Here is a 12,907-nt window from a genome sequence, read left to right on the forward strand (position 1 = left end):
AATACGATACAGTGTATAATCATCGCTGTAAGGCATGAAGAGACGCATGATCCTAGGATTAAGAATCCTATGCAAGAGAAAGGGGCTGGCTTCGCCGTCGTGACTCAAGACAAGCATCTGGAACTGGGACTTTTTTTAAGAAAAAAACGCGCTTCGCTTACCCCGGAGGAGGTTGGTCTGCCCCCTGGAAGCAGGCGGCGGGTAGAGGGGTTACGGCGGGAGGAAGTTGCGGAATTGGCCGGTCTAAGCAATGATTGGTACGTTCGTTTGGAGCAGGGCAGGCCCGTGCGCCCTTCCGCCGAGGTATTACTTGCATTAAGCAATGCGCTTCAGCTCAATCGAAAGGAACGGGAATATTTGTATACACTGGGGGCGCAGCGGCTGCCTGATGAAACGCCCGATTCTTTTAAGGTCAGCACCGGGATGCAGCAGTTTCTCGATTTGCAAAATCCTTATCCCGCTTATATTTCCGACCACGAGTGGAATATTATCGCCTGGAATCGGGCCGCTCAGTCGGTATTCGGAGATTACTCCGCAATGTCCAAGCTGCAGCGCAATTCAATCTGGCGCGCGTTCATGGACCCGTATATGCAAAAGCTGCTGGACAACTGGGAAGGACATGCCAAACTGCGTGTGAGCCAATTGAGAATGGCCCATAGCCAGCTGCCTGAGAATCCGGAACGGACGGAATTAATTAATAAATTGCATACGCATAGCGAAAAATTTGCGAACTGGTGGAATGAACAGACGATTGCAGGAACGCCGGAGGGCAAAAAGCTGATCCACCATCCCGTCGCCGGCGATATTCGCCTAAGTTATCTTTCCTTTCAATCCGAGGAACTGCCGAATGCGACGATTACCGTTCATCTGGCAAGCGATAAGGAATCGAAACAGCGGCTGGAGCGGCTGCAGGATCAAAGGTTAACATGACCGTCAAAGCCCTGCAAGAAGATGACTTGAATTCCTTAAACATTCAAGCTCACACAAAGCGCGCGGAACCGCTTACCCGAAATGCTCAGGACGGTGGGTCAGCATTAATTCCTCTTCGGTAATATACAGCGGAAAAGGCGGCATTTCCTTCAAATACCTCTGGCTTGCCAGCAAATGATAGTGAACTTCAGGAAGGTCCGATTCTTCAAGCAGAGGCAGCTTGCCCGTATCGCTGATATAATTGTCAACCGCCGACTGCACCATATCAAGAAAATAGGGAATCTCTTTATCCTTTTCTTCAAAGATCTCAAACGTTTCTCTCGACAAATAGAACTTCTGCTCGGACCTTCCACCCAAATAACGGGCCAGCCGGGACAAATCGATGCTTTTGTCTTCCCGCATCAACACAGTCCGATTGATATCGCCGGGCATATCCTTTTCGAATTGACGCACAGCCTGTTTGACTTGTTGTAGAGTTACGGTAACTTGGCGGGGGGCGGCTTCTTTCTTAAACTTTTTAAAAAGCATATCGAAAGACTCCTTTCTGGCTTTTCATAGATAGCGCTTACAATTCCATTTTATTCGATTCTGCAAATTTTAATCAATTCAAAATTGAACCGTCACAGAAATGTAAGATTAATAAGAACTTTATTTGACAGATTCCCATTTCGTCCACATTTCCCGGGGATTCAATTCATATTTGTCATTTTCCCTGTACATGAACTGATGCATGATGAACTCGCGGCGAATCGTGGCGCAATCGTCATGATACTGCTTGATGAAAGTGTTGATTTCTTTTTCACTGTAGACAACGCCTGGCTTCAACTGTTCGACAATATGCTGCAGGGCAATCAGCTTCTTCTTGTACTGCGCCGGAATTTGCCGCAAACGGCCGTCCTTGGCGAAGAAATTGCGGAGCACCGACTCCTTCAGCTTCTGTTCCTTGCTCTCCTCTTCCATTTCATCCGCCCCTTTATCAAAAATAAACTGCAGCGACGCCTCCCCGCCCTTCCGGATAAATTCCGGATTCAGCGTGAAATAGACGGTATTCTTCTCGCGGCGTTCCTTAATGAGCGCTGCCGCGCGCAGCTTGGCCGCATGATGCGTCACCGTCGGCTGCGACAGGTTCAGCTTCTCCGCCAGCGCCTGGCCATGCATTTCCCCATTCGACAGGAGCAGGAGCATGCGAAGGCGTGTGGGATCGGCGAGGGCTTTGTGATATCCTACGATTTTGTCCAGTTGCATCAAAGACACTCTCCTCTTAACAAAAACACATTAGATATATATCTAATTATATAGTGGACGATACTGTTAATGCAAACGGAAAATTCGTCGGCGCGCCCTGCCCTGGAAAAACCGTGCAAATTGCGGTAGGATGTAGTTTGCACGTTCCAAACGGACGAAGAATATACGAGAAAAAATAAACAGGAGGGAATCCGCTGTATGCATGATGTCATTATCATTGGCGCCGGGCCCTGCGGCCTGTCCACTGCCATTGAATGCCGCAGGCAGGGCCTGTCAACGATCATTGTGGAGAAGAACTTTATTGTCCACTCCATCTTTCTGTATCCGACCCATATGCAATTTTTCAGCACTCCGGAGCTGCTGGAAATCGGCGATGTTCCCTTTACGACGCCGAACGAGAAGCCGTTCCGCCACGAGGCGCTCGTCTACTACCGCAAGGCTGCCGAGCTATATGGACTGGAAATTGCCGCCTATGAGGAAGCGACGGGGATTGAGCGGCTGGAGGACGGAACCTTCGGCGTCGCCACAGTGAACAAGCGCGGTGAACGGAAGACACGGCGGGCGGGCTCTGTCGTCATCTCCACCGGATACTTCGACCAGCCGAACTGGATCGGCATTCCCGGCGAGGATTTGCCGAAGGTGACCCACTACTTCAGGGAGGCGCACCCATACACCGGCATGAGGGTTGCGATTATCGGCGGCAGCAATTCGGCCGTGGACGCGGCTCTTGAGCTGATTCGGGCCGGGGCCGAGGTCGATATGATCTACCGCGGAGACAGCATCTCCGGCAATATCAAGCCTTGGGTGCGCCCAATCTTTGAAAGCATGGTGCAAAAGGAAAAGATCCGGCTTCATCTTTCGTCCAGAGTTACCGAAATTAAACCGGACACGGTTGTCGTATCCTCCGGTTCCCGGGGCGAAGCTTACGCGCTGGACAATGATTTCGTTCTGGCGATGACCGGCTTCAGACCGGACCGTGCACTGATGTCCTCCATCGGCGTCTTGATGGACGACGATATGGATAAGCCCGTATTTGATCCGGCAACGATGGAGACGAACATTCCGGGCGTCTATGTGGCAGGCGTTATCGCCTCCGGCCGCAACGCCAACGAGATTTTCATAGAGACGGGACGACGGCACGGGGCGCTGATCGCGGTGCATGCGGCAGCGAAACGCCTGAATGAAGACAAGGAGCGGAACTGAAGATGGACTACACTTCCCTGCTTCTCCTGGGGCTGGCCGGACTCGGCGTCATCAGCAGCAACTCAACCGTGACTATCGCTATGGTGGCGCTGCTTCTGGTACGGCTGCTTGGCCTCCATCAAGCTTTTCCGTGGCTTGAAAAGTATGGACTGACGGTCGGTATCATCATCCTCCTGATCGGCGTTATGACCCCGCTGGCAAGCGGACGAATCTCGCTGCAAACCGTGGGGCAGGCATTTCTCCACTGGAAATCGCTGACGGCCATCGCTATAGGCATACTTGTCGCTTATCTTGGCGGCCGGGGAGCGGTCCTGATCGGCAGCCAGCCGACGATTGTCGCCGGTCTCTTGATCGGAACCGTTATCGGAGTCGCCCTCTTCAAAGGCGTTCCGGTCGGCCCGCTCATCGCCGCAGGCATCCTGTCGCTCATCATCGGAAGAATTTGAGCATGCATGCGCACAGAGGATAGATACCAGCTTGGTCAAGCGGATTCTACCTCTGTTGTCTATTCTTGGCAGTCCGTACGCAGTTCTCCCGGTAGTGCGCTTATTGACTTTTGTTCCGTACAGTGTTTTGATATTTTTAAATCCTTTCCAAGGATTATAGCAGTACCCGAACTTCAGGAGGATAATGATGTCAAGACAATTTGTGACTGAAGCCGTTATGATGGCCATTTACGGCCAACTGCTGGTACCGAACAGACCGGTAGAATATATCGTTCCGTATACTACGATACTCGAACTGTACGAGCTCCGGGATAGCGACGAGCCGCTGATGAACATTCCCGATGACGATCAGCACGTCAAGGCTAAGATCGGTGAACTAATCGCCTATTTCGAGCAGCCGCTTAACCAGAAAAAGATCCGCCGCTGTCTGAACGTTCCATGGGCTAAGAGTCCGGCCATCCTGCTCGGCGAGCGGGCACAAATAACCGTCATCAACAGTGTGGACAATGCCAGTTACGGCGAAACCTACGACCCGATCGAGACCGAGCTTTTGCTGACCTCACAGCGTGCGAAGATTCCGATCTTAACCGACCAGGTCGAGCTGATCCATCGGATTATCGACGGAGGCATCCCCGTAATGGTATACGATATCGACGATTTTGAATTCGCCATGGAAGAAGAAACCTTCCGCCGGTCCCATTGACCGCCCTCCCTCACAGCAGTCGTTAACCGCAAAAATGGAGCCCTTACCGATGGCAAGGGCTCCATTTGTTTATCACTTATTTGCGCCGGCGGCGGCTTCCGGCACTTTCTCACCGCTAGCCTCAGGGTCATACCAGTACTCGATATCATCTTCTTCCGGCGAGTGGATGATCGACAGTACGTACCCTTCCATATACCATAAATCCTGCTCCTCCATGTAAAAAACGATGCCCTCCCGGGAAGCTTGAAGTCCCGGACGTCCCGGCGGCTCCACGGCAATGCCGAGCGAAAATCCGGGATGAAGCCCGCCGCCGGAGCTGTATCTTGGGAACAGGCGGACACAGTCGCCGTCCGTTAAACCAAGCTCCCGCTTGAACCAGGAGGCGGCTTCAGGACTGACAGTAATGCTCATAAAGCTCTCAACTCCTTTGTCTATTACATTTATCATACCCTAATCCCAGGCTCTATTCCAACCACAAGCGGAATGCCGCAATCCAAACGAAAATAATTTTAATCAAAAACCTGTTTGACAATTTTGCAGGACCGGTGATAAACTCGACATGAGCGAAACGTCTTCTAATCATTACCAAATTTTTAACGAAAGGGTGATCTCGGTGTTTACATTCATGGATATTCATTACACTATTGTCGGCAGCCTTATCCAACAGAATACCGAAGCAGCCCTGCAGGTGAATCTTTCCCGGAAGCGCGCGTTCTAGCCGCTTTACTTTTCGGGAAGCCGAACATTTTACTGGCCGGTGCTGTCATGCACCGTGCGCATGATACGTTTGAGAAACCAGGCATATCGTCCGTTAACGGATGGTATGCCTTTTTTGCTCTTCACCGAACGTTAATCCCGCTTAACCTTGGGTCTTAATGCCGACACCACACCTAATCGAAAGGAAGGGATTTCATGTTTTCCGTATTAAAAGATCTCGGCTGGTTCTTCCGCCGGGAGAAAAGACGCTATACGATCGGCTTGTTCGTGCTGATCATTGCCGGCGTCATTGAACTTCTGCCTCCGCGTCTCCTGGGTAACGCCATTGACGAAATCGTACACGGTTCTATTACGGCAGGTTCGCTCATTAAGTACATTGTAATGATTCTTGCTCTGCTCCTGATCATCTACTGGATTACTTACATATGGATGCGCAGCCTGTTCGGAGGATCGAATCTGGTTGAACGCCTGCTGCGTTCCCGGTTTATGACCCATCTGCTTACGATGACGCCCTCTTTCTTCGAGCGAAACCGCACCGGAGACCTGATGGCCCGAGCCACCAATGACATCCGGGCGGTATCCGTAACCGCAGGCTTTGGGATGCTGACACTGGTCGACTCCACCGTTTTTTTCTCCGTCGTACTCCTTGCCATGGGCTTTCTGGTGAGCTGGAAGCTGACGCTGGCCGCCGTGCTGCCCCTCCCGCTGATTGCGGTGGCAATGGTGATCTACGGCAAAGCCATCCATGACCGCTATAGTCTGGCGCAGGACGCCTTCGGCGATATGAACGATCAGGTGCTGGAATCCGTATCCGGCGTGCGCGTGATCCGCGCCTATGTGCAGGAACGGTTGGATGAGAAGCGATTCGGGGAAATCACGGATGATGTATACCGTAAAAATATGGCTGTTGCGCGGGTGGACTCCTTTTTTGAACCGACCATCCGGTTCTGCGTGGGCCTGAGTTATATCATCGGTCTGACGTTTGGAATCTACCTCGTCTTCCGAAATGAGATCACGCTGGGCGACCTCGTATCGTTCAATATGTATCTTGGCATGATGGTCTGGCCGATGTTCGCCATCGGCGAGCTGATCAATATTATGCAGCGCGGCGGCGCTTCGCTCGAACGAATCGATGAGACGCTGAATTCCGTCCCGGATGTACAGGACCCGGCTCATCCGGCCAGAGTATCCGGGCCAGATGGAATTGAATTTAACAATGTGACGTTTCGCTACCCTGCGTCACCCATTGATAATTTGAGCGGTATCAATCTGTCGCTGGCCAAAGGCGAGACGCTCGGCGTTGTCGGCCGCACCGGCAGCGGCAAATCGACGCTGCTCAAGCAGCTGCTGCATGAATATCCTACCGGAACCGGCAGCATCCGCATTTCGGGTGTTCCGATTGAGGACATTGCGCTAGATCGTTTGCACAGCTGGATGGGCTATGTGCCGCAGGAACAAATTCTGTTCTCCAAAACCGTGCGCGAGAACATCCAGTTCGGACTCGAGCGCGCAAGCGACGACAAAATTCTGGAGGCGGTCTCCACCGCCGCCTTCCTCAGCGATCTGGATACGCTGGAAAGCGGACTGGATACGCTTGTCGGAGAACGCGGCGTCTCTCTTTCCGGAGGTCAGAAGCAGCGGGTATCACTCTCCCGCGCTTTTATCGCCGAGCCGGAAATCCTGATCCTCGACGACGCGCTGTCGGCGGTGGACGCCCGGACCGAAGCCCGGATTGTCGACAACATCCGGTCCCGAAGAGCCGGAAAGACGACCTTGATCTCCACCCACCGCCTGTCCGCCGTCGAGCATGCCGACCAGATCGTTGTTCTGGATGGCGGAGTGATTACCGAGCGCGGAACGCACAAGGAATTGCTGGAACTGGGCGGCTGGTACCGGGAACAATACGAACGCCAGCAGGTGGAGAATAATCTGAACTAAACCATTCACCAGGGAGGTGCCATCCATTTTGAAACAAAGTACGGGCAGACGCCTGCTGCAGTATGCGCTGCATGCGAAGACAACCTTCATCGCGGCGCTCCTCCTGCTCTCCATCGGAGTCGCAGCGGAGCTGGCGGGCCCTTTTATAGCCAGAAGCATGATTGATAACCATATGCTTGCCATTGAGAGACCTTATTTTGCAACCCATTCGCCTGGCAACGCCGTCCGGTACAATAATGAATATTTCAAGCGCGGCGACCGGTTTGAACCGGGGGAGTCCAAGGGCCGCGAGGTTCGCCTGCTCCAGATTGGACGAAGCTTCTATTTCATCAGCCAGCCCGTTGAAGCGATTAACGGGAAGCGCAGCTATGAAGACGGTCAAGTCATAATCGACCGCGGCGGCGAGAGAGTCAGCTATCCGGCCGTACAGCTTGCCACCCAAGATGTATTCGCTTTTTACAACCCGGAACTTCCCGGCATTTATAAGCTCGTCGCATTGTTCGGGCTGTTTCTGGTGATCTCGATCTTCGCCGAATTCGGCAAGACCTACTGGCTGCAATCGTCGGCCAACCAGGTCGTCCGCAAGCTGAGAACAGATGTATATGCGCATATCCAGCGGCTGCCGGTCTACTTCTTCGATAACCTGCCTGCGGGCAAGGTAGTATCCCGGGTAACCAACGATACCGAAGCAATCAAGGAGCTGTTCATTGCCGTCTTGTCGAACTTCGCCACCGGGATCATCAATATTATCGGCGTGTATACCGCCTTGTTCCTGCTGGATGTCCGGCTCGGGCTGGCCAGCCTGTTCATCGTCCCGGTCATCGTGATCTGGGTCATCCTGTACCGCAAAATCGCAACCAAATACAACACAATCATCCGCTCGCGCCTTAGCGAGATTAACGCCATTATCAACGAATCGATTCAGGGGATGCCCATTATCCGCATCTTTCGCCGCCAGAAGCAGCGGCTGGACGAATTCGAAGCGCTCAACGAAGACTACTTGAAGTACCAGAACAAAATGCTTAATCTCAATTCGCTGACCTCGCATAATCTGGTCGGTGCGCTGCGCAGTCTTTCCTTTGCGCTCGTGCTCTGGTATTTCGGCTTTGGCAGCCTTGGCGGCGGGACGATCATCTCGCTCGGCGTGCTCTACGCTTTCGTCGACGTGCTGGGACGGATGTTCCAGCCCATTATCGGAATGGTCAATCAGCTTGCAAATCTCGATACCTCAATGGTGTCGGCAGGCCGCGTCTTCAAGCTTATGGATGAGCTCGGGGAAGACGTGACTGACGGAGAAATGCCCCGGTACAAAGGGAATGTGGTGTTCGAGGATGTCTCCTTTGCCTATAAAAAAGACTTCGTCCTGCGCGACATTTCGCTCACGGCACGCTCCGGCGAGACGGTCGCCCTTGTGGGCCATACCGGCTCAGGCAAAAGCTCGATCATCAACCTGCTGTTCCGTTTCTACGATCCGCAGCGCGGCTCCATCTCCATTGACGGTCAAAAAACGACGGATATTCCGAAGCAGTGGCTGCGGAAGCATATGGGCATCGTCCTTCAGGACCCTTATCTGTTCACCGGGACGATCGCTTCCAACGTCAGCCTAGGAGATAAGAGCATTAAGAGGGAAAAAGTCGAATGGGCGCTTAGAGAAGTCGGCGCGGACCGGCTGCTGGCCCATCTGCCGCAAGGTTTCGACGAACCGGTAGTGGAAAAAGGCAGCACGCTATCGGCCGGACAGCGTCAGCTAATCTCGTTCGCCCGCGCGCTTGCCTTCGATCCGGCGATCCTGATTCTTGATGAGGCCACTTCCAATATCGATACGGAGACGGAGAGCCTTATCCAGCAGGCTCTGGAGGTTCTTAAAAAGGGCCGGACCACATTTATCATCGCCCACCGCCTGTCGACCATCCGCAGCGCAGACCAGATTCTCGTCCTGCACCGGGGCGAAATCGTCGAGCGGGGCAGCCACGATGAGCTGATGGCGCTTGGCGGCCGCTACTACCGCATGTATCAGCTTCAGGTCGGCTCCGCCGCCCAGAGTACGGATACTGCCCAAGCATCCAAGCCTGATCCGGCTGTAAAGGTTCCGGCCGCAATGCAGTCGGCGCATTCGCAAAGTTAGGATCTTTGGCTTCGCTGCCGGAAGGGGCTGTCCCAAAGCAGGATTTTAAAGCTTGGGGGACAACCAAATGTTGAAAAAACAGCAAACCGGCCGGTCAAGGGGTTCATCCTTGGCCGGCCGGTTTGGCATTTTGGTCCACCGCATATTTCTTCATCAGATTGTGGGCGAGCGAAAGCCACCCGACCTCTAGGCTTACTTTCCCAAGCCCTCGAAGCAGGAACCGCCGGAATCCCCGGTTGTTCTTCAATTGCCCAAATACACTTTCCACTTCCGCCATTCGCCGGGCGGAAAGAGTCCGGCCTTCCTCACTCCGCAGTTTCTCCCGCGCCTGCTCCTTGTACCGCAGGTACGTCATGCTTACTCGAATTTCCCGGTTGCCTTTCGCCTTGGTACAGCCACTCTTTAGGGGGCAATCTTCACAGTTTTCACTCCGGTACACTCGCAGCTTCACTTCATAACCGCTGTCTAATTGGCTCCGGCTTTCCCGCACAAAACCCAGCTTTCGCCCATTTCGGCAAATCCACTGGTCGTTCTCTTCGTCATATGTCCAGTTTTCCAGCTTCCCGGGATCGGTTTTCCAGGACTTGCTTGTTTCCCGGTGGAACGTATTGTATTTTACTAGCGCTTCGCAGTTTTCCTTTTCGAGATAGGCGTAATTCTCCTCTCCGCCGTAGCCCGCATCAGCAACGACGGTTTTTGGCAGTTGGCCCAGCCTCCTCTGCAGTTGCTTCAAGTGGGGAATCAGGCAGCGAGTATCGGTCGGCCGTTGGTGCACGCTGTAGCCTACAATGAACTGGTTTTCCGTTCCCGCCTGCACATTGTATCCCGGCTTCAGCTGGCCGTTCTTCATGTGGTCTTCCTTCATCCGCATAAACGTGGCGTCCGGGTCGGTTTTGCTGTAGCTATTTCGCTCTCCGCAAGTTTCTTCCTGCCGCTCGTAGCGCTGCATGCGCGGCAGGTAATCTTTCTTCAGCAAGCGGACCGCTTTCTTTAGCGGCTTATCTTTCGGCTGCTCGTTCAGCTGGGTTTCCAGCTTCCGTAAGGTCTGTTCCATCGCTTCGCTGCTTAGTGAAGCGGATTCCCCAAGCTCCGCCAAATCTGCATCTTCATGGGCCAGATTCTCTTGCTGTTCCTGCACTTCAATCGTCTGGAACAGTACCCGCACCTTCTCCTGCAGCTTCATTTTGTACCGAACCACCGCTTTGCGCCAGACAAACGTATACCGGTTCGCATTCGCCTCAATCTTGGTGCCGTCCACAAAATAGTGATCCAGTTTGACATAGCCGCCCTGGGTTAAGAGTTCCAGCAGGGCGGTAAACAGGGATTCCAGTACGTCTTTCATTCGCTCGCTGCGGAACCGGTTAATGGTGCGGAAGTCCGGGCGCTGGCGTCCGGCCAGCCACATGAACGGAATGGTTTCCCGTACGGCCTTGGCGATTTGACGGGAAGAGTAGATCCGCTGGGTGTAGGCGTAGAGGATGATTTTGGTGAGCATTTTGGGGTGGTAGCTATGGCGGCCTCCACCCGGGTAAGCGGCTGCAAAGATCTTGTCGTTGATGCGGTTCACCATGTCGTTGACGACACGAACGAGGTGGTTTTGGGGAATGTCCTCCTCTAGGTCCATTGGCAGATAAAGTTGATCCATGGTATATTGAATGTACAAAAGAAGCCCTCCTTGTAATGGTTGCTCGTCACTTCCATTTTACCAAGGAAAGGCTTCTTTTGTGTTTGATATCGTAGAAGATTTCGTTACGAGCAGCGGAGAGGACGGAGCGATTGTGGAAAAGCGGCAGCGGTCGCCTTTGTGTCCGGATTTTAACTGCAAAGAGAGATTCAAAAAATCCGGACACAACAGCGATTGGAACAACGATCCGTTCGCGCAGCGTCCATACCGAGTGCTCAAGTTGATACTACTCCAAAACAAGGGGTGTCCCAAGCAGCCATTGCATGGCTTTTGAACTGCACCCCGTCAAGTAGACAGTACAAATAATAAAAGTGTATTAAGCGGCCTTGGTCCTGAATTCCATAGGACTGAGGCCGTTTAATTTTGCCTGTAACCGCTCGTTATTGTAAAAGTGAATGTAGTCATCAATGTCCTTTCGGAGTTCTTCAAAGGTTCGGTAGGTATGCAGATAGTACTTCTCGCATTTCAATGTCCCCCAGAAGGATTCCATCGGTCCGTTATCGATACAGCAGCCCACTCGGGACATACTTTGTTTCATTTCCGCTTTGTCTAGCATCTTCTTAAAGTCCAAAGAGGTATACTGAAACCCACGGTCGCTGTGGAGTAGTGGATGGCTCTCTGGCGTGGCCTGTAAGGCAGACTCCAACGTCTCAAAGACCAGCGGATTATTATTGGAATGGCCCAGCACGTAGGAAACAATCGACTTATCGTGCAGGTCTAATATGGCGCTTAAATACGCCTTTTTCCCGTTCCCGTATTTGAATTCTGTGACATCCGTGACCCATTTTTGGTTTGGAGCGTCTGCCTTGAAGTTACGGTTCAGCACATTCTCTGCGACCTGCTGAGGTGTGGAGTTTGCATACTTCTTTCTCTTTCTGCGGATGACGGACTGGATGCCTTGGAGTCTCATGAGACGGTACACTCGCTTTGCGTTAAGCGGTTTGTCCATCTGTCTTCGCAAATGCAGGGTTAATTGACGGTACCCAAAAGTCCGTTCTACCTTCTCGTACAAGTGGAGCATGGACTGTGTGAGTTTCTCATTTTCAGCCTCTCGGCCACTGGGTTTGCGATTCAGCCATTTGTAGTAACTGGACCGTGCTATCCCTGCGATGGCACATAAAAGCCGGATGGAGCAGGATTCCTCTTGCTGTACAGCCTGAATGGCCAGGTAGAGGTTCTCCTGACGAACGGAACTTAATGTCCCCTCCTTTCGAGTTCCTCTAACTTTTTTAGGAAAGCATTCTCCGCACGAAGCCGTTCATTTTCATATTCTAGCTTCTTCATGGCGAGTTTGTAGCGATCGGCATCTGTGAGCTCTTCCGGCGCCTTGGTGCGTCCTCTGCCGTCCCGCAGGGCTTCCTCTCCACCGACTTGGTACTTCTTTACCCAACCGTATACTTGCTGGTAAGACACCTGGAAATGGCTTGCCGCCTTCGTGTAATCTTGTCCGTTTGCAAGGCAGTACAGCACAATGTCGATCCTCTCCTGCCATGTTGTTGCACGTCCTTTGGTCATAGCCTTAGTTCCTCCTGAGTCAGCTGTAAAGCTGTTGCTATGACCATTATACTTCTTAATCCAGTTCGCGAGTTGGGTGCAGCTCGCAATCCGGTACTTCTCAATAATTTGATATTGCGACAATGCCCCTTCCAAATAATCTTTCACCGCTTGAAGTTTAAGCTCAGCGGAATACGTTCGGTTGTGGGTCCGGACTTCCAGACCCTCGTAACCGTACAACTCATACCTTCGCCGCCATTTCACGATAGAGTTCTTGGTGACTCCAAACTTCCGAGCAGCAGCCTTCACTCCAAGGAATCCCTGTTTAATTTCTTGGAGGATCGTCAATTTATCGAATGCCGTAAACTTCTTTTGTTCCATAAAAATACTCCCCATACAGTAACAGGTTTTATTATTTCACC

At 52.5% G+C, this 12,907-nt stretch carries 11 protein-coding genes; 6 read left to right on the forward strand and 5 right to left on the reverse strand.

Annotated features, from left to right (window positions below; all coding sequences use genetic code 11):
* The first annotated feature begins 69 nt into the window (after positions 1 to 69).
* Positions 70 to 930, forward strand: a complete 861-nt coding sequence (locus VK70_RS11405; protein ID WP_025696666.1) for a helix-turn-helix transcriptional regulator — start codon at positions 70 to 72, stop codon at positions 928 to 930.
* 72 nt (positions 931 to 1,002) lie between these two features.
* Here VK70_RS11405 and VK70_RS11410 read toward each other — a convergent pair whose 3' ends face one another.
* Both VK70_RS11410 and VK70_RS11415 read right to left on the reverse strand, forming a co-directional pair.
* Complete coding sequence (locus VK70_RS11410; RefSeq protein WP_025696664.1) at positions 1,003 to 1,458, reverse strand: DUF3939 domain-containing protein; 456 nt, start codon at positions 1,456 to 1,458, stop codon at positions 1,003 to 1,005.
* A gap of 120 nt (positions 1,459 to 1,578) precedes the next feature.
* Positions 1,579 to 2,175, reverse strand: a complete 597-nt coding sequence (locus VK70_RS11415) for a DUF2087 domain-containing protein (protein WP_025696662.1) — start codon at positions 2,173 to 2,175, stop codon at positions 1,579 to 1,581.
* Positions 2,176 to 2,373: 198 nt separating this feature from the next.
* On the opposite strand from VK70_RS11415, the gene VK70_RS11420 reads away from it, so the two are divergent.
* The 3 genes from VK70_RS11420 (at position 2,374) to VK70_RS11430 (ending at position 4,527) form a co-directional block, all read left to right on the forward strand.
* Positions 2,374 to 3,378, forward strand: a complete 1,005-nt coding sequence (locus VK70_RS11420) for a YpdA family putative bacillithiol disulfide reductase (RefSeq protein ID WP_025696660.1) — start codon at positions 2,374 to 2,376, stop codon at positions 3,376 to 3,378.
* A gap of 2 nt (positions 3,379 to 3,380) precedes the next feature.
* Positions 3,381 to 3,824, forward strand: coding sequence for a DUF441 domain-containing protein (locus VK70_RS11425; RefSeq protein WP_025696658.1), 444 nt, complete (start codon positions 3,381 to 3,383; stop codon positions 3,822 to 3,824).
* Between the two features lie 187 nt (positions 3,825 to 4,011).
* Positions 4,012 to 4,527, forward strand: a complete 516-nt coding sequence (locus tag VK70_RS11430; protein ID WP_025696656.1) for a hypothetical protein — start codon at positions 4,012 to 4,014, stop codon at positions 4,525 to 4,527.
* Between the two features lie 72 nt (positions 4,528 to 4,599).
* On the opposite strand, the gene VK70_RS11435 is transcribed toward VK70_RS11430, so the two are convergent.
* Entirely contained in the window at positions 4,600 to 4,938 is a 339-nt protein-coding gene (locus VK70_RS11435; RefSeq protein ID WP_025696654.1) for a HesB/YadR/YfhF family protein, read from the reverse strand.
* 501 nt (positions 4,939 to 5,439) lie between these two features.
* Between VK70_RS11435 and VK70_RS11440 the strand changes: the two genes are divergently transcribed.
* On the forward strand, positions 5,440 to 7,182 hold the full coding sequence (locus VK70_RS11440; RefSeq protein WP_025696652.1) for an ABC transporter ATP-binding protein: 1,743 nt from the start codon (positions 5,440 to 5,442) through the stop codon (positions 7,180 to 7,182).
* A 28-nt stretch (positions 7,183 to 7,210) separates the two neighbouring features.
* Entirely contained in the window at positions 7,211 to 9,307 is a 2,097-nt protein-coding gene (locus tag VK70_RS11445) for an ABC transporter ATP-binding protein (RefSeq protein ID WP_046723296.1), read from the forward strand.
* Positions 9,308 to 9,410: 103 nt separating this feature from the next.
* Here VK70_RS11445 and VK70_RS11450 read toward each other — a convergent pair whose 3' ends face one another.
* Positions 9,411 to 10,970, reverse strand: coding sequence for an IS1182 family transposase (locus tag VK70_RS11450; RefSeq protein WP_082210231.1), 1,560 nt, complete (start codon positions 10,968 to 10,970; stop codon positions 9,411 to 9,413).
* 337 nt (positions 10,971 to 11,307) lie between these two features.
* Positions 11,308 to 12,866, reverse strand: a protein-coding gene (locus tag VK70_RS29530) for an IS3 family transposase (protein ID WP_411431684.1) whose coding sequence is annotated in 2 segments (ribosomal slippage) — positions 11,308 to 12,233 and positions 12,233 to 12,866 — 1,560 coding nt in all. Because the reading frame shifts where the segments join, the coding sequence is not laid out codon by codon here.
* Positions 12,867 to 12,907 lie beyond the last annotated feature (41 nt).

The organism is Paenibacillus durus ATCC 35681 (assembly GCF_000993825.1).
Taxonomy (GTDB): Bacteria; Bacillota; Bacilli; order Paenibacillales; family Paenibacillaceae; genus Paenibacillus_AQ; species Paenibacillus_AQ durus_B.